This window comes from Mycolicibacterium arabiense, assembly GCF_010731815.2.
GTDB lineage: Bacteria > Actinomycetota > Actinomycetes > Mycobacteriales > Mycobacteriaceae > Mycobacterium > Mycobacterium arabiense.
The window spans coordinates 4,267,937-4,287,752 of the sequence record NZ_AP022593.1; the positions used below are offsets into that span (position 1 = coordinate 4,267,937).

Sequence of the window (19,816 nt, forward strand, 5' to 3'; positions counted from 1 at the left end):
TCTTGACATTCACCCCGTGAACTGCGCAAACCGCAGTTCCCGCCGGGCGAGAAGGAGAGTCGGTCAGCCGATGGTGCGCGTCAGCGAAGGCATGATCACGTCGTCGACGAGAGCAGTGACCGTCTCCGCGGTGGGCTGCCGATTGGCGAAGACCGCCCGGAAGATCAGATAGCCCGGGAGCACGTCCCACAGTTCGTCGCTGACCGCGGCGCGGTGGATCTCGCCGCGGTCGACGGCCCGCATCAGGATGGACTGGATCAGGGCCTTGCGCTGGTCGAGGAACTGGTGCTGCATCGCGTCGCGCAGTGCCGGGTTGTTCGACACCTCGACCAGCACGGCCCGCATGCTGCCGGCATGCCTGGCGCAGTGGTCCCGGATGGCTCCGCCGAGGTGGAGCAGATCACCCCGCAGGGTGCCGGTGTCGGGCGGTACGACGCTCTGCCGAACGCCTTCGATGAAGGCGGCGAGCACCAGGTCGGCCTTCGAGGGCCACCGCCGGTACATCGTGGCCTTGCTGGCCTGGGCGGTGGTGGCAACAGCCTCCAGCGTCAGCCGCTCGTAACCGTGGTCCTGCAAGAGCGAAAGCGTCACGGCGAGCAACTCGGCCTCCCGCGGCGTCCACGGCGAGGGCTCTACCGGAGGAACGGACGCCGAGGACACGTGGCCCACCATAGAGGCTGGGCACCGCCGAGGCCGTCACCTCCTGGTCGACCCGAGCCCCGGCACGATGTCGTCGAGGTCGAATCCCACCGGCTGCTCGAGTTGCTCGAAGGTGCACGACCGTGGGTCCCGGTCAGGCCGCCACCTGTTGAATTGCGGTAGATGCCGGAATCTTTGGCCCTCCATGTGGTCGTAACGCACCTCGACGACGCGTTCGGGTCGCAACGGCACGAAGGACAGATCCTTGCAGGCATTCCACCGCGAGCCCGCATTGCGCGGCGTTGGGCTCTCGACCGCATGGCCGCCCCAGTTCCACGGGTGCTCGTCGAACGGCACTACCAGCGGCTGCAATTCGGCCAACAGCGTGCGCCGGGTGGCCATCGGGAATGCGCCGATGACGCCCACGGAGGCGAGGTCGCCTGCGTCGTCGTAGAGCCCCAGCATCAATGAACCCACCGCATCGGCACCCGACTTGTGCAGGCGGTAGCCCGCCACCACGCAGTCGGCGGTGCGAGCGTGCTTGATCTTGAACATGATTCGCTTGTCGGGCTGATAGGTGATGGTCAGCGGCTTGGCGATGACGCCGTCGAGGCCTGCGCCTTCGAACTCGTCGAACCAGCGGTGCGCCGTTCCGACATCGGTGGTCACCGGCGTCAGGTGGAACGACGGCCCCGACGCCGCCATCGCCTGCTCGAGCGCTGCCCGCCGCTCGCCGAACGGCCGCGCCGTGAGGTCCTCATCGCCGATTGCCAGCAGGTCGAACGCGATGAACGCCGCCGGTGTCTTCTCGGCCAGCATGCGCACGCGTGACGACGCCGGATGCATCCGCAGTTGCAGCGCGTCGAAGTCGAGACTCTGGGCACCCGCGACCACGATCTCACCGTCGACCACGCAGCGCGGGGGCAGTTCGGCCAGCGCCGCGGCGACGAGTTCGGGGAAGTAGCGCGTCAGCGGCCGTTCGTTGCGGCTGCCGAACTCCACCTCGTCACCGTCGCGGAAGCAAATCGACCGGAACCCGTCCCACTTCGGCTCGTAGGAGAGCGCGGGCGGGCCTGCGGGGATGTGCGGGACCGACTTCGCCAGCATCGGCGACACCGGGGGCATGACGGGTAGGTGCACCGGCCCATTGTCGCGCCCTCGTGATGAGTTTCCCCGCGATGGGTAGTCCACCTACCGCGAGCCGACCCGTGAACCAGGATGGACACCGTGCCCTTCACCGCAGACCTACCGGTCATGCCCCCCGTGGAACCGATGCTGGCCAAGGCCGCTGCCAAGGTGCCCGACGACCCCGGCGTCTGGTCGTACGAGCCCAAGTGGGACGGGTTCCGCGCGCTGGTGTTCCGCGACGGCGACGAGGTGATGCTGCAGTCGCGCAACGGCAAGGATCTCGGCCGCTACTTCCCGGAGCTGCTCAAGTCCCTGCGCGAGGAACTGACGCCCCGCTGCGTCCTCGACGGCGAGATCGTGGTGCCCCGCGAGATCGACGGCCGCACCCGGCTGGACTGGGAGTCGCTGAGCCAGCGCGTCCACCCAGCCGCAAGCCGGGTGAAGCTGCTGTCACAGCAGACGCCCGCCCACTTCATCGGCTTCGACGCGCTGGCCACCGGCGACCGGTCGCTGCTCGCCGAACCGTTCCGGGTGCGACGGGAGGCCCTGGCGGATGCGGTGCACGAGAAGACGTGGTGTCACGTCACCCGCACCACCGAGGAGGCCGAGCAGGGCACGCACTGGCTGACGACGTTCGAGGGCGCAGGCCTCGACGGCGTGATCGCCAAGCGCCTCGACGGCCGCTACCTACCCGGCAAGCGCGACATGGTGAAGGTCAAGCACGCCCGCGACGCGGACTGCGTGGCGATCGGCTACCGGATCCACAAGAGCGGCGAGGGCATCGGATCCCTCCTGCTCGGGCTCTACCGTCCCGACGGTGAACTCCAAATGGTTGGTGGCGCTGCGTCGTTCACCACGAAGGACCGGCTGAAGATGCTGGCCGAACTCGAGCCGTTGCGTGAGGGCGATCAGGTCAACGATGGCGAGCCGTCGCGCTGGAACTCCGCGGCCGACAAGCGGTGGATACCGATCCGGCCCGAGAAGGTCTGCGAGGTGGCCTACGACCAGATGGAGGGCGCGGGCAGTGACGGGGAGCGCTTCCGGCATGCCGTGAAGTTCGTCCGCTGGCGCCCCGACCGCGACCCGGCGAGTTGTACCTTCGATCAGTTGGACACACCGCTCAACTACGACCTGTTCGACGTGCTGGAAGGCGCGGCCCACGGGGAGAGGGGATAGGGATGCCCAGTCCTGCAACCGAATTGGACGTCGACGGCGTGATGGTGCGCCTCACGAATTCGGACAAGCCCTACTTTCCGAAGCTCGGCGCCGCGGGCACCAAGGGCAAGCTCGTCGAGTACTACCGCGCCGTCGCCGAACCGATGGTGGCGCTGCTGCGCGACCGTCCGACGCATCTGCAGCGCTTCCCCGACGGCATCGGCGGCGAGGAGATCTACCAGAAGCGGCTGCCGGTGAAGCGGCCCGACTACCTGGAGGCCTGCACCGTCACGTTCCCCTCGGGCCGCACCGCCGACGCGCTGAAGGTGACGCACCCGGCCGCCATCGTGTGGGCAGCGCAGATGGGGACCGTGACCCTGCACCCCTGGCAGGTGCGCTGTCCTGACACCGAGCACCCCGACGAACTGCGGATCGACCTCGACCCGCAGCCCGGCACGGGTTTCGTCGAGGCCCGCGAGATCGCGGTCGACGTGCTGAAGCCACTGCTCGACGAGCTGGGCCTGGCCGGGTACCCGAAGACCTCCGGCGGTCGTGGCGTACACGTGTTCATCCGAATCAAGCCCGACTGGGACTTCATTGAAGTCCGGCGGGCGGGCATCGCTCTGGCGCGCGAGGTGGAACGGCGGGCGCCCGACGCGGTGACGACGTCGTGGTGGAAGGAGGAGCGGGGGCAGCGGTTGTTCATCGACTACAACCAGAACGCGCGCGACCGGACGTTCGCGTCGGCGTACTCGGCGCGACGTACCGAACTCGCGACGGTCTCGACGCCGCTGTCGTGGGACGAACTCGCCGACGCCGACCCCGACGACTACACCATCGTCACGGTGCCCGACTTCGTGGCGGGTCGGCCCAACCCGTGGGCGGCCATCGAGGACGTGGCCCACTCGATCGACCCGCTGCTGGACATGGTGAAGGCCGACGAGGAGGAGCGCGGACTGGGCGACCTGCCGTACCCGCCGAGCTATCCGAAGATGCCAGGGGAGCCGCCCCGCGTGCAGCCGAGCAAGAAGGTGGACGCTCACTGGGACGCCGATGGCAACGCCGTCAAGTAAGCGCCTAGCGCATCGCCAGGAGCATGCGGTCCGGTGTGCGGGTCATCCACGACTCCGGGACCGTGGCCGGCTTGCGCCATGACCTCGCGGCAGACCACACGGCCACCGAACTCATCTCGATGACGCCGACCAGCAACAGCGGCCAGAACAGTCCGCCGACGACGGCCAGAGCAAAGGTTCGTCCCGCCGGGGTACCGGTCTCGCACAGCCGTCGTGCCGCCAGGTAGGCGACAACGGCGCTAACCGTCCACCCACCCAGGTAAGCCAGCACCCACGTCGCCATCAAGACCCAACTCCCTTGCCGAGTGATCTCCGTCTCATGCAATGTAACCACGGCTCAGAGGGGCAACAAGCACCTTCCCTCGCCCGGCGGGGCATCTCCGGCGCTGGCAAACGCCCTGGCTACGGGCTATTCGTTAGCTGCTGGCAACCACGCCGCGGGGCAGTGTCAGGGGCAGATCGTTGTAGGTCGCGATGCCCGGCTCGGCGGCCACGACGGCGGAGATGGCGTTGATCGCCGGCATCGCCGTCATGATGTGGCCCAGCACCATGAACTCCTCGAGCGTCGTCGCCTCGAAGTCCGGGGGAGGAAGGAAGCTGATGACGTTCTTCACCGTCGGCCTGCCGTCGACCTGGAGCACCCAGCCGTCCTGCTCGATCTTCCAGTCCGGCTCGAGCGTCTGACCCTTCCGCCAGCGAACGTTGATCTCGACGACGGTCTTACCAGCGAGGATGCCCTTCCAGCTGGCGTACACCCCGGCGACGCAGCCCGCGGGAATCGTCCAGGAGCCCAAATCGAGGTCGGCGGTGGTCTGCGCGTACTCGGCATCGCAGCGCACTTCGTCGAGTTCGACGCCGAGCGCATCACCGATCAGACGTACTGCCTCGCCGAATACGCCGGTGCCCTGAGTCGTCATCGTCAGCAGATCGGGATCGTCGATCGGCCTGCCGAAGCCGACTGGCTTCTCGGTGGCGGGCGAATCGTAGAAGGTGGTGTCGGCTGCTTCGTCGATCGTCACCTTGTCGACCCGGTCGCAGATACTTGCCGTCAGAATCGCCAGCAAGTTGATGTAGCCGGGGCTGATTCCCGACCCGAACATGGTCGAGCCCCCGCGTGCGCAGGCCTCGGCGATGCGATCGCGACCCTCGCCCTGGTTGTGTCCGGTGATGAACGAGGCCGTCGCGACGACGTTGACGCCTGCGGACAGGATCTTCACCAACTCGTCGACGTCGATCCACATCGGGTTGTAGACCACGCAGTCGGGCTGCAGTTTCAGCAACGCATCCACGTCGTTGGTCGCCGCGACGCCCAGCGGCTCTATGCCTGCCAGTTCGCCGGCGTCGCGGCCGACCTTGTCCTGCGACCACGCGTAGAGACCGACGAGTTCGAGGCCCGGGTTGGCGGCGATCGCCGCGACGGAACTCTTGCCGACGTTGCCCGTCGTCCATTGGACGACGCGGAGGGGAGTGTTGTTTGGCACTCGCTCAGCATAGGGACGCGGCGCTTCCAGAACCGGGAATCCGCGAGATCGTCGAACCGGGCCAGACTACGAGGTGAGCGTCGCCTTGCCGTTGATCTGCTGACCCGCCCGGTCGATCCACACCAGGTCGACGACGTCGCCCGGGTAGTGCCGATCGAGCACGTTGGTCAGCGTCGTCGCGGAGTCGACGGGCGCGCCGTCGAGGCTGATCAGCACGTCGCCGTTCTGCAGTCCGGCCGCCTGGGCGGGTCCGCCGGGGATGACCTCGCGCACGATCACGCCATTCACCGACGGATCCTGATCGCCGGTGCTGACGCCGACGCCCAGCAGTGTCGGGCGCCCGATGTGGATGCTGTCGGAGCGCACGCCCGCCCTGATCTGACCGGCCGTCGCGAGCGCGTCGTTGATCGGGATCGCGAAACCGGCGCCGCCCGGGCCCATCCGGAAGTTCACGGTCGCGGCGGTCGTCACGCCGACCACGCGGCCCGACGAGTCGACCACCGGTCCGCCCGAGTCGCCCGCCCGCACGGGGGCCGCGAACTCGATCAACCCGGTCATCTGCTCGAAACTGCCGGTGAGTTCGTCCTTTGCACTGATCGAGCGGCCGAACCCCGTGATGGTGCCTGCCTCGTTGGTCAGCGGGCCGCCGCTGCCGCGGGCATTGCCCAGCGCGACGACGGGTTCGCCCTCTCGCAGCGCCGACGAGTCACCGATGGCCGCAGTGGGCAGGCCGCCCGCGCCACGCAGCTGCAGGACGGCGATGTCCCTGGTCCTGTCGTAGCCGACCAGGTCAGCGGTGAACGACCGGCCGGCGACCGTTGCCGTGATGGTGTCCGCACCGGCGACGACGTGGTAGTTCGTCACGACCGCACCGTTCGGGTCGATGACGAAACCGGTTCCCGAGCCGATCGCCCCTTGGTACTCGATGGTGGTGTCGATGCGGACCGTCGCAGGCTCTACGGCCCGGATGGCCGAAGTGAGGTCTGCCGGTTCCGCGTTGGCCGCCGTCGGTGCCACCAGCGACAAGGTCATCGCCAACAGTGCACCGAGGACGAGCTGCCATCGGAAGAGAATTCTGGTCATGCGCCGCCTTACGACTCGCTGGATCCCGCGCTTACTCCATGGTGGGGGCAGCACGGCCAGCTGTCGACGCGGGCGTCTCGGCTGGTCAGTCGTCGAGGGCTACCCCGCCGCGATTGCGGCGAAACAGTCCTGACGAGGGCTTTCCGGTCGAGCGGCGATTGCGCAGCCTGCCGACGGACCCCCCGGAGTCCTTGTCGCTCTCGGGTCCCTCGGCGTTACCGTCGGCGCCGGGCGCCGTCTCAGCGGACTCATCGGTCGCTGCGGTCACTCCCGTTGCGTCGGCCTCGGTGTCGGCTGGTGCGTCGTCGGTGGTGTTCGGGTCGGTGCCCTCGGTTGTGGCGTCAGCGGGCTCGGTGACCTCGGTGGTCTCGGTCTCCGGGGTGGTCTCGGTCTCGGGGGTGGTCTCGGCGACCTTGCCCCGACCGCGACCGCGGCTCGACGCCTTGTTCTTGGTCTTCAGCGGTTTCGGCGGCGGAGGTGGCAGTTCCGCCAGGTACGCCAGGTAGAAGGCCAGCGCACCGAGGAGGGCGACTGCGGCGGCCGCCCCGTAGACGCCGAACAGCCACTGGCCGACCTCGTCGAGGCTCAGCCAGATCTCGCTGACCGCGGCGCCGGCGATGAGCAGCGCGGCGAGGACGTGCAGTGCGATCGCGCCGACGCGCAAGGTCAGGGCCAGCTGCGGGGTGCCGTACTCGGGCTTGCGAGACCGGAGCCACGTGAACACCACGGGCAACGCGGCCAGACCGATCAATACGGCACAGAGGATCCGCATCGCCGTGCCGAGCGTGGAGTTCCACTCGCCGGTCAGTTCGTACCAGCGGGGCAGAACGAAGAAGAAGTACAACCCACCCGCAAGGATCAGGAACGATGCGTGCCACAGGATCGCGATCCAGCGCCGCATGCTCCTCCTCGAGTCAGGTGTCTTCGGTACCCGGAGTGCGACCGGCGAGTCCGCCGATCGCACCCCGAATCCGAGTGCGGAGGATAGGGGATTTGAACCCCTGAGGGCTATTAACCCAACCCGCGTTCCAGGCGAGCGCCATAGGCCACTAGGCGAATCCTCCGCGGGCCATGGTAGCCGACCCCGCCGGTCACTCCCACCAGCCGAGCGCGTCTGCACCCGTCGAGCCCGATCTGGCCGGGTACTACACTCGTCTCCGGACCCCGCGCGGCGTCCATCCTGTGAACTCCCCCAGGGCCGGAAGGCAGCAAGGGTCAATGGGCTCTGGCGGGTGCGCGGGGTCCCCTTCTTTTCAGGGCCGTGGTGGCCCGGTGGTTTCGGTGAAAGGCGCGCCGTGTCGTTTGAATCCCTCGGCCGCGACGAACTGCAGGCGCAGCACGAGCTGCAACGCCGCAACTACGCCGAACTCCAGGCCAAGAAACTGGTTCTCGACCTCACCCGGGGCAAGCCCTCGCCCGCGCAGTTGGATCTGTCCAATGCCCTGCTGACGCTGCCCGGCGAGGACTTCCGCGACGGTGACGGCACCGACACCCGCAATTACGGCGGTCTGCACGGACTGCCCGAACTGCGGTCGATCTTCGGGGAGCTGTTGGGCATCCCGGTGCCCAACCTCATCGCAGGCAACAACGCGAGCCTCGAGATGATGAACGACGTCGTCGTGTTCTCCCTGCTGCACGGCGGCGTCGACTCGGCCCGGCCCTGGATCGAGGACCAGCGCGACGGCACCGGCATCAAGTTCCTGTGCCCGTCCCCGGGTTACGACCGCCACTTCGCGATCACCGAGAGCTACGGCATCGAGATGGTCCCCGTGCCGATGCACGAGGACGGTCCCGACGTCGACCTCATCGAGGAACTCGTCGGGGCGGATCCCGCGATCAAGGGCATGTGGTGCGTGCCGATGTACGCGAACCCGACGGGTGCGACCTATTCCTGGGAGAAGGTCCGCCGTCTGGTTCAGATGCGTACCGCGGCAGCCGATTTCCGCCTCTTCTGGGACAACGCCTACGCCGTGCACACGCTGACGCACGACTTCGACCGGCAGGTCGACGTCCTGGGCCTGGCCGCGGCCGCAGGGAACCAGAACCGGCCGCTGGTGTTCGCCTCCACGTCGAAGATCACCTTCGCTGGCGCGGGGGTGAGCTTCTTCGGCGGATCGCTGGGCAACATCGCCTGGTACCTGCAGCACGCGGGGAAGAAGACGATCGGCCCCGACAAGGTCAACCAGTTGCGCCACCTGCAGTTCTTCAAGGACGCCGACGGCGTGCGCCTGCAGATGCGGCGCCACCAGGAGCTGCTGGCGCCGAAGTTCGCGCTCGTCGCGGAGATCCTCGCCGACCGGTTGGGGGAGTCGAAGATCGCCTCCTGGACCGACCCGAAGGGCGGGTACTTCGTCAGCCTCGACGTGTGGCCGGGAACGGCCAAGCGCACGGTGGCGCTGGCCAAGGACGCGGGCATCGCGGTGACCGAGGCCGGAGCCTCGTTCCCGTACCGAAAGGACCCGGACGACAAGAACATTCGGATTGCGCCGACGTTCCCGTCGCTGCCGGACCTGCGCGAGGCGATCGACGGCCTGGCGACGTGCGCGCTGCTGGCCGCGACCGAGTCGCTGCTGGCGCGCGACTAGGTTCCGGCTCGTCGGCCATTCTCGGTAGCCTGCTTCCGTGGCTCTCTACCGGAAGTACCGACCCTCCTCCTTCGCCGAAGTGGTGGGGCAGGAACACGTCACCGAGCCACTGTCCAATGCGCTGAACTCGGGGCGCATCAACCACGCCTACCTGTTCTCCGGTCCGCGAGGCTGCGGCAAGACGTCGTCGGCGCGCATCATGGCCCGCTCGCTGAACTGCGAGCAGGGGCCGACGCCGACGCCCTGTGGCGTGTGCGATTCGTGCGTGGCACTGGCCCCCAACGGGCCGGGCAACCTGGACGTGACCGAACTCGACGCGGCCAGCCACAACGGTGTCGACGACGCGCGTGAACTCCGCGACCGCGCGTTCTACGCCCCCGCGCAGTCGCGCTACCGCATCTTCATCATCGACGAGGCGCACATGGTCACGCCTCAGGCGTTCAACGCGCTGCTCAAGATCGTCGAGGAGCCGCCGGAACACCTCATCTTCGTGTTCGCGACCACCGAGCCCGAGAAGGTGCTCACGACGATCCGGTCGCGCACCCACCACTACCCGTTTCGGCTGCTGGCGCCCAAGACGATGCGCGGCCTGGTCGAGCAGATCTGCGAGCGCGAGGGCGTCGTCGTCGACGATGCGGTGTTCCCTCTGGTGATCCGGGCAGGCGGCGGCTCACCCCGCGACACCCTGTCGGTATTGGACCAGCTGCTCGCAGGCGCCGACGGCAACCGGGTCGACTACCCGAGTGCGCTGTCGCTGCTGGGCGCCACGGACATGGCGCTGATCGACGACGCCGTCGACGCGCTGGCGGCCGGGGATGCGGCTGGGCTGTTCGGCGCCGTCGAGGCCGTGATCGACGCGGGGCACGACCCGCGGCGCTTCGGCACCGACCTGCTCGAGCGGTTCCGCGACCTGATCGTCCTGCAGGCCGTGCCCGATGCCGCTGCCCGCGGCGTGGTCGACGCTCCCGCCGACGTCCTCGAGCGCATGCGGGGTCAGGCCGAGCGGCTCGGCACCGCGACACTGACCCGCTACGCCGAGGTGGTGCACGCCGGTCTCGGCGAGATGCGTGGCGCCACCGCACCGCGACTGCTGCTGGAAGTGGTGTGCGCGCGGCTGCTGCTGCCGTCAGCCAGCGACACGGAATCGGCACTGCTGCAACGCATCGAGCGCATCGAGACCCGTTTGGACGTCTCGATCCCCGCCGACGAGGCAGCGCAGTCCGGCTCGGGCGGATCGACACTCGGTGCGCCCGCCAGGCAGTACGCCCGGCGCAGTAATCAGGCACCCGCTGCGGCGACTCCTACGGCAGCGGCACCCGCCGCCTCGGCGCCCACGCCCGCTCCGACCCGCGCACCCGCCGCAGCTGCGCCGCTGCCTCCACCTCCGGTGCGGCAGTCCGCGGCAGCGCGACAGGTCGCCGAACCCACGCCACCCGCGCCGCCGCAGCCGGCCGCACCGCCGCCCGCGCCCGAACCCGTCCGGCCCGAACCGGCCGCGCCGCCGCAGCCCGTCGCGCGGCCGGAACCCCCAGCTCGACCGGAACCCCCAGCTCGACCGGAACCGGTGGCCGCCACCCCGCCGCCGCAGGCGGAGGCACCCACGGCCGGGCAGCCCGATGCCGCCGCGGTGCGCAACCTGTGGTCGACGGTGCGCGAGAAGGTCCGGGAGCGTCGTCGCACCACCGACGTGATGCTCGACGGCGCAATAGTGGTCGCGGTCGAGCGTGACACCCTGGTGCTCAACCACGTGTCGGCGCCGCTGGCCAAGCGCATCAACGAAGCCCGCAACGTCGAGATCATCCGCGAGGCGCTCAAGGACGCACTCGGCGTGAACTGGAACGTCCGGTGCGAGGCCGGCGCTCCCTCGGCGGCGAGTCCGAACCAGCAGCGGGCGCAGTCCGAACCATCGGCTGCCTTCGAGCCGCCGCCCGACGACGTCGAGAGCATGCTCGCCGAGGCGCAGAGCGAGAACCCCGCACCACGGCGCGATCCAGAGGAGGTGGCGCTGGAGCTGCTGCAGACCGAGCTGGGCGCCCGGCGGATCGAGGACGCCGGCTAGGGCGTCCACCACGGGCGCAGCGGCAGTCCGCCGTCGCCGCCGTGCTCGTCGAGCTTCACCGCCAGAATCTGGTGCAGCTGAATCATGTTGACCTCGAAGCCCAGTCGCGACCCGGCCATGTATAGGCCCCACACCTTCGCGGTGGGCAACCCGACCTCGGCAACGGCGGCGTCCCAGTTGTCGACCAGGTTCGCGCACCAGTCGCGCAACGTCATCGCATAGTGGTGCCGCAGGTTCTCCTCGTGAAGGACCTCCAGTCCGACGTCTTGCGCCTCGGCGATGACGCGACCCGACCCGGTCAGCTCCCCATCGGGGAACACGTAGCGGTCGATGAAGCCGTGGGCGTGCGCACCGGACCGATTGTCGGAGCGGGTGATGCAGTGGTTGAGCAGCAGCCCGCCATGGCGCAGCTTCGACTCGAGAAAGCCGAAGTATGCCGGATAGTTCTGCAAGCCAATGTGTTCGGTCAGGCCGATCGACGACACCGCGTCGAACCCGATCTCACGGATGTCGCGATAGTCACCGTGGCGAACCTCGGCGAGGTCGCTCAACCCCTCCTCGGCGATGGCCTTCTGCGCCCACAGTGCCTGCTCCTTGGACAGCGTCACGCCGATGGCGTTGACGCCGTGCCGTGCGGCGTAGCGGACCATGCTGCCCCAGCCGCAACCGACGTCGAGCAGACGGTCGCCAGGCCGAAGCCGCAGCTTCTCGAACACCAGGCGGTACTTGTTGTCCTGCGCCTCTTCGAGCGTCGAGTCGGCATCGGCGTAGCAGGCGCACGTGTAGGTCATCGACGGTCCGAGTACGTACTCGTAGAACTCGTTCGACACGTCGTAGTGGTGGTGAATTGCCTCGGCGTCGCGGGTCTTGCTGTGACGCAACCCTTCTGCGACTCGCCGCCACTTCGGCAGGGTCTCCTGCGGAGGTGGCGCGATCGGCATCAGCTGCTCGACGCCGATCGACCGCACGACGTTGGCCAGCGTGAGCGCCGAAGGCCGCTTGAAGTCCAGCTTCTTGGCCAGCGCCTGCAGCAGTTCGTACGGGTCGCCGGGATGCACGCCGTGGGGCTCGACGTCGCCGGAGACGTACGCGCGGGCCAGGCCGAGTTCACCGGGCGCGGTGGCCAGATACCTGGTGCCCCGCGGGGTCAGCAGGTCCAGGCCCAGTTCGGCCTCGGCCGGGCCGGCAGAGCTGCCGTCGTACGCGGTGAACTTCAGCGGGAGGTCGTAGCCGGCGGCCATGATCTCGAGGATCTCGGCCAGGGTGAGCTTGCTCGTCCGCCCGTCCAGGCGTTCCTTGTGGGTGGTCATCGCGTTCCTTCGCTCTTCGCGCAAGCGCTCACCGTCTCTGCACCGCTTTCGCGTAGAGGTCGAGCAATCGTGAATCGGGGTCGTAGGTCTTCTTGACGGTCTGGTACTTCTCCCCGCCATAGAGCGCACCAAACTCCTCGGGGGAGTAGTAGGCATCGGAGTAGAGCGACTTGTGGCCTTCGAGTTCGCTGACTTCGTGTTCGATCAGCCTGTTGGTGTGACCCTCCTCGGGTCCGACCGGAACCGACGACCAGAAGCCGATGTTGACGTAGGTGTGCTGCGGCCGGATCGGGTACAGCGGCCACCCCGACTCGTCGCGCAACCGCAACGGACACAACCAGATCGGCTCGATCGGGACATTGGCGAGGAACCAGTCGAGGAACTCGGCCGTCCGTCCGATCGGCACCTCGACGTCCTGCACCACCCGTTCGCGCGGCGGCCTACCGTTGCGCTTCTCGAGGCGGTCGGCGATGTCGAACCGCTGGTCGTAGCCGATCAGCTTCCAGTAGAAGCTGCTGCGCCGGAACCGTCGCGGCCACAGTCGGCGCAGCCTGGGGTTCTGCGCGCCGAACGCCCGGGAGCACCAGAACCAGTCGGTGTCCCAGCGCCACAGGTAGTCGTGGATCGTGAGGCGGTCGCTCTTGACGCCGTCGTCGTGCTGGATCGAGCGGTAGTACACGTCCTGGCCGGTGTAGTCGCTGACCGGTCCCGCCGTCCCCGTCCTGACCCCGAGGGTCAGATAGCACTCGTCGGCGCTGAACACGACGCCGTCGAGGTAGTCGACTGGGGCACCGTCGATTCCGCCGGTCTCGACGATGCGCTCCATCGTCTCGACGAGTTCGGTCAACGACGTGAAGCGCAGGTGCCGCAGCGCGACGAACGGCTTGACCTCTTCGAGTTCGATCTTCAGCCGGACCGAGTAGCCAAGCGTGCCATAAGAGTTGGGGAAGGCGCGGAACAGATCGGCGTGCTGCTCACGCGATGCCGTGAGCACCTCGCCGGTGCCGGTCAGGATGTCCATCTCCAGCACCGACTCGTGCGGTAGGCCGTTGCGGAAGGACGCCGACTCGATGCCCAGACCGGTGACCGCCCCGCCGAGGGTGATGGTCTTCAGCTGCGGAACCACCAGCGGCGACAGCCCGTAGGGCAGGGTCGCGGCGACCAGATCCTCGTAGGTGCACATCCCGGCCACGTCGGCGGTGCGGGCCTCCGGATCGACGGAGATCACCCCGGTCAGGCCGGAGGTGTCGAGACCCTTGGCGGTCGCCTTCGCTCGAGCCCGAAAGAGGTTCGACGTAGCCTTCGCCAGGCGGACGGTTGCGTCGGGCGGGATGGCGCGATAGCTCTTCAGCAGTCTCTCCACGCCTGCTGCGTGGGCCGACTGCGCTTCCATGGATGCAACAGTCACACATATACGCTAGTCCCCGGTGGCACCCGGTGCGACCACACGGGGCGGGTAGACCCGCTTCGACACCGAATCGACGAGGAGTCTTCACCGATGGGACAGGTCAGTGCGTCGAGCACCGTCTTGATCAACGCAGCGCCGGATGCCGTCCTCGCTGCGGTCGCCGACTACCAGACCGTGCGGCCGAAGATCCTTTCCTCGCACTACAGCGGATACCAGGTGCTCGAGGGTGGCCAGGGTGCGGGCACCGTGGCCACGTGGAAGCTGCAGGCGACCGAGAAGCGCGTCCGCGACGTCAAGGCGAACGTCGACGTCGCAGGCCACGCCGTCATCGAGAAGGACGCCAACTCGACCATGGTCACCAACTACACCGTGGCCCCCGCCGGAACCGGATCGACCGTGACCGTCAAGACGTCGTGGCAGGGTGCGGGCGGTATCGGCGGCTTCTTCGAGAAGACGTTCGCCCCTCTCGGCCTGCGCAAGATCCAGGCCGAGGTGCTGGAGAACCTGAAGAGGGAACTCGAAGGCTAGGCGAGCGAAGCGACGGGGGAAACGGTCAGGCGGTCCGCTGCGGACGGGTCGCCAGGAAGCCGGCAATCCCTCGGACCACGGCCTCGGCGTACTTCTGCCTGCCCTCGGCGCTCTCGATGAGTGCGGAGTCGGCCGGGTTCTTCATGTTGCCCAACTCGACGAGCACCGACGGGTACTGCGCGAGGTTCAGCCCGGCGATGTCCGAGCGCGGCATGAGGCCGCTCTGGCCGATGTAGTTGGCAGGCGGGATGCCGGAGCCCTGCAACTGGTCGCGCATCACCCTGGCGAACTGCACGGACGGTCCCGCCTGGGCCTCGTTGAGCGGTGGCGCCGAGTACAGGACGTGGAACCCGCGTCCGGTGGCCGGGCCGCCGTCGGCGTGGATCGACACGATGGCGTCCGGCTTGAGCGCGTTCGCCATCATCGCGCGTTCGTCGACGCAGGGGCCAAGGCCGGTGTCGTCACCGCGCGACATCGCCGTGCGCACCCCGAGCGCATTGAGCTGCTGGCGGATGCGCAGCGTGGTCTCCCAGGTGAAGCTGTGCTCGGGGTAGCCACTGTTCGACGACGTGCCGCTGGCCTGGCAGTCCTTGGTGCCGCCGCGCCCGGTGGGCACCTGGCGGCTGATGGAGGCGTCGTTGCTGCCGTTGTGACCCGGATCGAGGAACACGATCATCCCGGCGAGGCTCGCGGCCTCGGCGGTGGGGACGGCGACCGGGCCGGCGACCGACGATGCCGCGACGAGTACGCCGACGGCCGCGGCCACGAGGCCGCGCTTGGCGGCGCCGACACGCAGACAGGCTGGGACTGGCACGGCGCCACGCTAGCCCGGCGGGCGACTAGTCTTGAACCCCAAACGGGCTCGTGCGGACATGCGCAACCAAGTCGAGACCAAGACGCGACAGAGTTGAATTCAACGAAGGCCCGATCCACACCGTTCGAGGGGACGAAGTCATGCAACCCGGTCAACAGCCCGACATGTCAGCGCTCCTGGCACAGGCCCAGCAGGTGCAGCAGCAGCTGATGGAGGCGCAGGAGGCGCTCGCCAACGCCGAGGTGCGCGGCCAGGGCGGCGGCGGCCTGGTGCAGGTCGTGATGAAGGGCAGCGGTGAGGTGGTAGGCGTGGAGATCGACCCCAAGGTCGTCGACCCCAATGACGTCGAGACGCTGCAGGACCTCGTCGTCGGCGCCATCAAGGACGCGGGACAGCAGGTGACGTTGCTCGCGCAGTCCAAGCTCGGGCCGCTGGCCGGTGGGCTTGGCGGACTCGGCATCCCGGGGGCCTGACGCGTTGACACGCCATGTTTGAGGGACCCGTCCAGGATCTGATCGACGAACTGGGCAAGCTGCCGGGCATCGGCCCGAAGAGCGCGCAGCGCATCGCATTCCATCTGCTGTCGGTGGAGCCGCCCGACATCGACCGGTTGACCGCGGTGCTCACCAGGGTCCGCGAGGGCGTGACGTTCTGTTCGGTGTGCGGCAACGTCTCCGACAACGAGCGGTGCCGCATCTGCAGTGACCCGCGGCGCGACGCGTCGATCGTGTGCGTGGTCGAGGAGCCCAAGGACGTGCAGGCCGTGGAGCGCACGCGTGAGTTCCGGGGCCGCTATCACGTGCTTGGCGGCGCGCTGGATCCGTTGTCGGGCATCGGACCCGACCAGCTGCGCATTCGCGAATTGCTCAACCGCATCGGCGAGCGGGTCGACGGCGTCGACGTCGCCGAGGTCATCATCGCGACCGACCCGAACACCGAGGGCGAGGCCACGGCCACCTATCTGGTGCGCATGCTGCGCGACATCCCAGGACTCTCCGTCACCCGGATCGCGTCGGGCCTGCCGATGGGTGGGGACCTCGAGTTCGCCGACGAGCTGACGCTCGGGAGGGCGTTGGCCGGCCGCAGGGCGATGGCATAGGTTCGTGGCTGTGGCTGACGAAGAGTTCAAGGTCGAGGTCGAGCTGGGTAGCGACGAGCATGGGCTGTCGTTCTGGGAGAAGCTGCGGACGCTGAACCTCGACGACGACGCCCGCTCGCGTCTCGGTGGCCGCGTGACCGTGACCCGCGACGGCAACTGGATCCAGCTCTACGCGAGCAGCCTGCAGGATGCGCGCCAGGCGGAGAAGACCGTGCGCGAACTCGTGGTGGCCGACGACATCACCGCGGAGTACGCGATCTCGCGTTGGGACGCCGCCGCGCAGGAGTGGGTCGACCCCTCCGACGGTGAGGTCGTCGACGACGATGCCCCCGCGAGCCCCACCCCGGACCCGAGCTACGTGATCCTCGAGGCGTACAAGCCGGAGTTCCTGCGCGACCTGGGGTTGTAAGCGGGTTTTGGGGGCGCTGCGGTCGCGAGATTGAAGCCACCGACACCGCCACCCGCACTTCCTCGCGCTGGGTGCAATCTCGCGCTACTACGGTCGCCATCCTCGCGCTGTCAGCGCCGCGCGTGCGGATCTGACGATCTCCACGGGCGAGTCTTCCTTGATGACGAAGAGCACGTGCCAGCCGAGGGAGTCGAGCTTCCGCTTTACCCGGACGTCTTTGGCGTACTGGAACCGGTCGGTCCTGTGCTGGTCGCCGTCGTACTCGGCGCCGACGAGGTAGTCCTCCCAGGCCATGTCGAGTGTCCGCACCAGCTGCCGCCCGTCGAAGACCGGCACTTGCGTCGACGGCCTGGGCAGACCGGCGTTGACGAACAAGAGCCGCAACCTCGTCTCGCGTGGCGAGGCCGCGCCGCCGTCGACCAGAGGAAGCGCCGCGCGGAGCGTCTTCATCCCACGCGCGCCGGGATGTCGCGCCATGACCGCTGGAAGGTCTCGCAGCGCCGACGGCACGACCCACAGCAACGCGTCGAGCCGGGCCACCGCCTGATCGAGCGGTAGATGGCGCCCGAGGTCGAAGGCAGTGCGCGCAGGCGTGGTCACCGGGATGCCGCCGACCGTCGTGATCTCCTCCGGTGCCAGTCCCTCATTGCGGACGACGAGCCCGCGAGGCGGGCGGCCGTTCCTCCAGATCAACTCGACGGGGTGCGTGACGTCGACCCACTGCGCGCCGTGCAGCGCCGACGCGGCGACGCCTGCGATCACTCCCCGCCGCTTCGACCAGACGTAGGCGGCGGCGATCCTGTCGCGCAGGTTCGGTGTCCATGGTTTGGCGACGTACACGTCTCGCAGGATCGGTTGGTGCCACCGACGCAGCTCGTACTCGGACACGTCGCCACGCGCGAGCGCCTCGCTGCCGAGGAAGATTCGGGGGCGACCCATGTCCGGAATGTGCCACCGCGCACCGACACGTCACGAGATTGCACGCAGCGCGGGAAAGTGCGAGTAGATGTGTCGGTGGGTGCAATCTCGCGGCCGCCGCGTGACCTACGCCCGGCGCGGGGCCGCCAGCCGTTCGCGTCGCAGCTGCTCGACCTCGTCGAGTTCCAGCGGCGGCAGGTCTCCGACGACCTGGGACAGCAGGTGGTCGGCCAGCTCCGGGTTGCGCGCCAGGCACGGTCCGTGCAGATAGGTGGCGATCACGCTGCCCTGCACCGCACCGTCGTAGCCGTCGCCGTCGCGGTTCCCCGCACCGGTGACCACCCGGGCAAGCGGCGACGCCTCCGGGCCGAGAACCGTTCCGCCACGGTGATTCTCGAACCCGGTGAGCCGCTGCGTCATCCCGGGGAGCAGTGGCTGTGACACCACTTCCCCGATCGTGCGCTTGGGTTGCGGCGACGTCGTCACGTCCAGCAGACCGACGCCGTCGACGCGCTCACCCGACGCAGTCTCGTACCAGTGACCCAGCACCTGGATCGCCGCGCAGATCGCCAGTACCGGCGCGCCCCGCGCAGCAGCCTGCTGCAGCCCCGGATGGCGGATCAGATGCTTGGTGGCCAGGCGCTGCGCGAAGTCCTCCGCACCGCCGAGCGTGTACAGGTCCAGCTCGGCGGGAACCGGGTCGTTCAACGTGATCTCGACGACCTCGGCGTCGATACCCCTGAGCTGCAGGCGCTTTCGCAGCACCACCGAGTTGCCGCCGTCGCCGTAGGTCCCCATGACGTCGGGCAGCACCAGCCCGATCCGGACCGTGGACTCGCTCATCGCGCCACCCGCTTCAGCAATCGGCTCAACTGCAGGAACGCGGTGTAGTTGGCGACCACCTCGACGTGGCCGGGGGGACACGACGTGATCGCCTCGACGGCGTTGTGCACCAACGTGTGCTCGACGCCCGCGTACCCCAGTCGCACCGCGAGATCGGTGCCGCGCTCACCGGCCGCGACCACCGGGTGGTTCACGAAGTGCTCGAAGTCGACGTCCCACAGCCACGACAGGTCCTCCCCGTCGGGCACCTGGCCGTTGACCGAGATGACCACCGATCCCTTGTCGGTGTCGACCATCGACAGCGCCTCCTGCCATCCGGCCGGGTTCTTGGCCAGCAGCATCCGCACCGTGTGCCTGCCCAGGTCGATCGTCGAGTAGCGTCCGGCGACCTCGTCGACGGTCTCGACCGCCGCGACCGCCGCGGCGGGTTCGGCGCCGAGGGTCACCGCGGCGGCGACGGCCTGCGCCGCGTTGCCACGGTTCACCGCGCCAGGCAGCGCCAGCGTCATCGGCAGCGCAAGCCCGTCGGGCCCGTACAGGCACGCGTCGTCGTACCACCACTGCGGCTGTGGCCGCTCGAAGTCAGTTCCCGTCGAGTACCAGTGCGAGCCCTCGCGGACGATCACCTCGCCGCTTCTGGGGCAGCTGACCGAGTCGTTGGCCCAGCTGCCGCCCGCGGCCACCCACACCACGTTGGGGCTGTCGTAGGCCGCCGACGTCATCAGCACGTCGTCGCAGTTGGCGACGACGACGGTGTCCCGATGGCGGGCCAGGCCGCCGCGCAGGGTCCGCTCGATGTGGTTGATCTCACCCACCCGGTCCAGCTGATCTCGCGACAGGTTCAGTAAGACGACGACGGCGGCTTCCACCGCGTCCAAGACGTGCGGGACGTGCATCTCGTCGACCTCGAGTGCGGCCAGGTCGGCGTTCCTGGCGCCCGCCAGCGCGGCGATGAGTCCGGCGTCCATGTTGGCGCCTTCGGCATTGGTGGCGACGGGCCCGATCGTGGCGAGCGCCGCCGCCGTCATCCGGGTGGTGGTCGACTTTCCGTTCGTCCCGGTCACGACAACCGAACGGCGGCCCGAGCCGAGCTGGCCGAGGATCGACTTGTCGAGCGTCATCGCGACGAGGCCGCCGATCATCGCGCCCGCACCCCGGCCGCTGACCCGCGACGCCCAGCGTGCCGCGGCGCCCGCGCACAACGCGGCGCGGCCACGGACGGTCAGGGTCCTCGCCCGTTCGCTGCGCTGCCCTCCGATCACCCCGGCAGTCTATGAGGGCACG

20 protein-coding genes, 1 tRNA gene and 1 other RNA gene are annotated in these 19,816 nt (G+C 68.6%); 9 read left to right on the top strand and 13 right to left on the bottom strand.

Features of this window, described 5'->3' with window-relative positions; all coding sequences use genetic code 11:
- Positions 1 to 63 precede the first annotated feature (63 nt).
- Together G6N61_RS22145 and G6N61_RS22150 are read right to left on the bottom strand one after the other, a co-directional pair.
- Positions 64 to 672, bottom strand: coding sequence for a TetR/AcrR family transcriptional regulator (locus G6N61_RS22145; RefSeq protein WP_163921100.1), 609 nt, complete (start codon positions 670 to 672; stop codon positions 64 to 66).
- A 24-nt stretch (positions 673 to 696) separates the two neighbouring features.
- On the bottom strand, positions 697 to 1,779 hold the full coding sequence (locus tag G6N61_RS22150) for an ATP-dependent DNA ligase (protein WP_163921103.1): 1,083 nt from the start codon (positions 1,777 to 1,779) through the stop codon (positions 697 to 699).
- Positions 1,780 to 1,893: 114 nt separating this feature from the next.
- Here G6N61_RS22150 and G6N61_RS22155 point away from each other — a divergent pair, with 114 nt between their 5' ends.
- Positions 1,894 to 2,943 (top strand): ATP-dependent DNA ligase, encoded by a 1,050-nt coding sequence (locus G6N61_RS22155; RefSeq protein WP_407666500.1) that lies wholly within the window; start codon positions 1,894 to 1,896, stop codon positions 2,941 to 2,943.
- Between the two features lie 2 nt (positions 2,944 to 2,945).
- Positions 2,946 to 3,995 (top strand): non-homologous end-joining DNA ligase, encoded by a 1,050-nt coding sequence (gene ligD, locus G6N61_RS22160; protein WP_163921109.1) that lies wholly within the window; start codon positions 2,946 to 2,948, stop codon positions 3,993 to 3,995.
- 4 nt (positions 3,996 to 3,999) lie between these two features.
- Here the strand turns inward: ligD and G6N61_RS22165 are convergent, their stop codons facing one another.
- The 5 genes from G6N61_RS22165 to G6N61_RS22185 all read right to left on the bottom strand — a co-directional run bounded on the left by G6N61_RS22165 (position 4,000) and on the right by G6N61_RS22185 (position 7,623).
- Positions 4,000 to 4,278 carry a hypothetical protein gene (locus tag G6N61_RS22165; RefSeq protein ID WP_163921112.1) on the bottom strand — a complete coding sequence of 93 codons (279 nt, stop codon included), beginning with the start codon at positions 4,276 to 4,278 and terminating at the stop codon, positions 4,000 to 4,002.
- A gap of 133 nt (positions 4,279 to 4,411) precedes the next feature.
- Entirely contained in the window at positions 4,412 to 5,476 is a 1,065-nt protein-coding gene (locus G6N61_RS22170) for an NAD(P)H-dependent amine dehydrogenase family protein (protein ID WP_163921115.1), read from the bottom strand.
- Between the two features lie 66 nt (positions 5,477 to 5,542).
- Complete coding sequence (locus G6N61_RS22175) at positions 5,543 to 6,559, bottom strand: S1C family serine protease (protein ID WP_163921117.1); 1,017 nt, start codon at positions 6,557 to 6,559, stop codon at positions 5,543 to 5,545.
- An 85-nt stretch (positions 6,560 to 6,644) separates the two neighbouring features.
- Positions 6,645 to 7,460, bottom strand: a complete 816-nt coding sequence (locus G6N61_RS22180) for a lipid uptake coordinator LucA (RefSeq protein WP_163921120.1) — start codon at positions 7,458 to 7,460, stop codon at positions 6,645 to 6,647.
- A gap of 77 nt (positions 7,461 to 7,537) precedes the next feature.
- A tRNA-Ser gene (locus G6N61_RS22185) sits at positions 7,538 to 7,623 on the bottom strand.
- A 92-nt stretch (positions 7,624 to 7,715) separates the two neighbouring features.
- On the opposite strand from G6N61_RS22185, the gene ffs reads away from it, so the two are divergent.
- The 3 genes from ffs (at position 7,716) to G6N61_RS22200 (ending at position 11,203) form a co-directional block, all read left to right on the top strand.
- Positions 7,716 to 7,810, top strand: an RNA gene (gene ffs, locus G6N61_RS22190) — signal recognition particle sRNA small type.
- 44 nt (positions 7,811 to 7,854) lie between these two features.
- Positions 7,855 to 9,144 (top strand): aspartate aminotransferase type Ic, encoded by a 1,290-nt coding sequence (locus G6N61_RS22195; protein ID WP_163921123.1) that lies wholly within the window; start codon positions 7,855 to 7,857, stop codon positions 9,142 to 9,144.
- 37 nt (positions 9,145 to 9,181) lie between these two features.
- Positions 9,182 to 11,203: a DNA polymerase III subunits gamma/tau gene (locus tag G6N61_RS22200; RefSeq protein WP_163921126.1), complete on the top strand. Its 2,022-nt coding sequence runs from the start codon at positions 9,182 to 9,184 to the stop codon at positions 11,201 to 11,203.
- Here the strand turns inward: G6N61_RS22200 and G6N61_RS22205 are convergent.
- Positions 11,200 to 12,513 carry a class I SAM-dependent methyltransferase gene (locus G6N61_RS22205; RefSeq protein WP_163921128.1) on the bottom strand — a complete coding sequence of 438 codons (1,314 nt, stop codon included), beginning with the start codon at positions 12,511 to 12,513 and terminating at the stop codon, positions 11,200 to 11,202. The two genes, G6N61_RS22200 and G6N61_RS22205, sit on opposite strands and share 4 nt — an antisense overlap.
- Before the next feature lie 28 nt (positions 12,514 to 12,541).
- The gene (locus tag G6N61_RS22210; RefSeq protein ID WP_276078632.1) at positions 12,542 to 13,906 is read right to left on the bottom strand and encodes an FAD-binding oxidoreductase; all 1,365 of its coding nucleotides are present in this window, start codon (positions 13,904 to 13,906) and stop codon (positions 12,542 to 12,544) included.
- A gap of 105 nt (positions 13,907 to 14,011) precedes the next feature.
- Between G6N61_RS22210 and G6N61_RS22215 the strand changes: the two genes are divergently transcribed.
- On the top strand, positions 14,012 to 14,449 hold the full coding sequence (locus G6N61_RS22215) for an SRPBCC family protein (RefSeq protein WP_163921132.1): 438 nt from the start codon (positions 14,012 to 14,014) through the stop codon (positions 14,447 to 14,449).
- A 25-nt stretch (positions 14,450 to 14,474) separates the two neighbouring features.
- On the opposite strand, the gene G6N61_RS22220 is transcribed toward G6N61_RS22215, so the two are convergent.
- On the bottom strand, positions 14,475 to 15,263 hold the full coding sequence (locus tag G6N61_RS22220; RefSeq protein ID WP_163921133.1) for an Rv3717 family N-acetylmuramoyl-L-alanine amidase: 789 nt from the start codon (positions 15,261 to 15,263) through the stop codon (positions 14,475 to 14,477).
- A 140-nt stretch (positions 15,264 to 15,403) separates the two neighbouring features.
- On the opposite strand from G6N61_RS22220, the gene G6N61_RS22225 reads away from it, so the two are divergent.
- The 3 genes from G6N61_RS22225 to G6N61_RS22235 are packed head-to-tail and all read left to right on the top strand — an operon-like array spanning position 15,404 to position 16,771.
- On the top strand, positions 15,404 to 15,736 hold the full coding sequence (locus G6N61_RS22225) for a YbaB/EbfC family nucleoid-associated protein (protein WP_163921136.1): 333 nt from the start codon (positions 15,404 to 15,406) through the stop codon (positions 15,734 to 15,736).
- A 14-nt stretch (positions 15,737 to 15,750) separates the two neighbouring features.
- A complete protein-coding gene (gene recR / locus G6N61_RS22230) occupies positions 15,751 to 16,362 on the top strand; it encodes a recombination mediator RecR (protein WP_163921138.1) in 612 nt (203 codons plus the stop codon).
- A 10-nt stretch (positions 16,363 to 16,372) separates the two neighbouring features.
- The gene (locus tag G6N61_RS22235; RefSeq protein ID WP_163921140.1) at positions 16,373 to 16,771 is read left to right on the top strand and encodes a hypothetical protein; all 399 of its coding nucleotides are present in this window, start codon (positions 16,373 to 16,375) and stop codon (positions 16,769 to 16,771) included.
- An 87-nt stretch (positions 16,772 to 16,858) separates the two neighbouring features.
- Here G6N61_RS22235 and G6N61_RS22240 read toward each other — a convergent pair whose 3' ends face one another.
- The 3 genes from G6N61_RS22240 to G6N61_RS22250 all read right to left on the bottom strand — a co-directional run bounded on the left by G6N61_RS22240 (position 16,859) and on the right by G6N61_RS22250 (position 19,794).
- Positions 16,859 to 17,710, bottom strand: a complete 852-nt coding sequence (locus tag G6N61_RS22240) for a type IV toxin-antitoxin system AbiEi family antitoxin (RefSeq protein ID WP_163921142.1) — start codon at positions 17,708 to 17,710, stop codon at positions 16,859 to 16,861.
- 105 nt (positions 17,711 to 17,815) lie between these two features.
- Positions 17,816 to 18,532, bottom strand: a complete 717-nt coding sequence (locus G6N61_RS22245; RefSeq protein WP_163921144.1) for a type 1 glutamine amidotransferase — start codon at positions 18,530 to 18,532, stop codon at positions 17,816 to 17,818.
- Positions 18,529 to 19,794: a Mur ligase family protein gene (locus G6N61_RS22250; RefSeq protein WP_235887252.1), complete on the bottom strand. Its 1,266-nt coding sequence runs from the start codon at positions 19,792 to 19,794 to the stop codon at positions 18,529 to 18,531. The genes G6N61_RS22245 and G6N61_RS22250 overlap by 4 nt, the downstream gene beginning before the upstream one ends.
- Between the last annotated feature and the right edge of the window lie 22 nt (positions 19,795 to 19,816).

Excerpts from the sequence above, each read along its gene's own strand:
- G6N61_RS22145 (WP_163921100.1), bottom strand. The coding sequence starts at position 672 with ATGGTGGGCCACGTGTCCTCGGCGTCCGTTCCTCCGGTAGAGCCCTCG.
- G6N61_RS22155 (WP_407666500.1), top strand. The coding sequence starts at position 1,894 with ATGCCCCCCGTGGAACCGATGCTGGCCAAGGCCGCTGCCAAGGTGCCC.
- ligD (WP_163921109.1), top strand. The coding sequence starts at position 2,946 with ATGCCCAGTCCTGCAACCGAATTGGACGTCGACGGCGTGATGGTGCGC.
- G6N61_RS22165 (WP_163921112.1), bottom strand. The coding sequence starts at position 4,278 with ATGGCGACGTGGGTGCTGGCTTACCTGGGTGGGTGGACGGTTAGCGCC.
- G6N61_RS22175 (WP_163921117.1), bottom strand. The coding sequence starts at position 6,559 with ATGACCAGAATTCTCTTCCGATGGCAGCTCGTCCTCGGTGCACTGTTG.
- G6N61_RS22180 (WP_163921120.1), bottom strand. The coding sequence starts at position 7,460 with ATGCGGCGCTGGATCGCGATCCTGTGGCACGCATCGTTCCTGATCCTT.
- G6N61_RS22205 (WP_163921128.1), bottom strand. The coding sequence starts at position 12,513 with ATGACCACCCACAAGGAACGCCTGGACGGGCGGACGAGCAAGCTCACC.
- G6N61_RS22210 (WP_276078632.1), bottom strand. The coding sequence starts at position 13,906 with ATGGAAGCGCAGTCGGCCCACGCAGCAGGCGTGGAGAGACTGCTGAAG.
- G6N61_RS22215 (WP_163921132.1), top strand. The coding sequence starts at position 14,012 with ATGGGACAGGTCAGTGCGTCGAGCACCGTCTTGATCAACGCAGCGCCG.
- G6N61_RS22225 (WP_163921136.1), top strand. The coding sequence starts at position 15,404 with ATGCAACCCGGTCAACAGCCCGACATGTCAGCGCTCCTGGCACAGGCC.
- recR (WP_163921138.1), top strand. The coding sequence starts at position 15,751 with ATGTTTGAGGGACCCGTCCAGGATCTGATCGACGAACTGGGCAAGCTG.
- G6N61_RS22240 (WP_163921142.1), bottom strand. The coding sequence starts at position 17,710 with ATGGGTCGCCCCCGAATCTTCCTCGGCAGCGAGGCGCTCGCGCGTGGC.
- G6N61_RS22245 (WP_163921144.1), bottom strand. The coding sequence starts at position 18,532 with ATGAGCGAGTCCACGGTCCGGATCGGGCTGGTGCTGCCCGACGTCATG.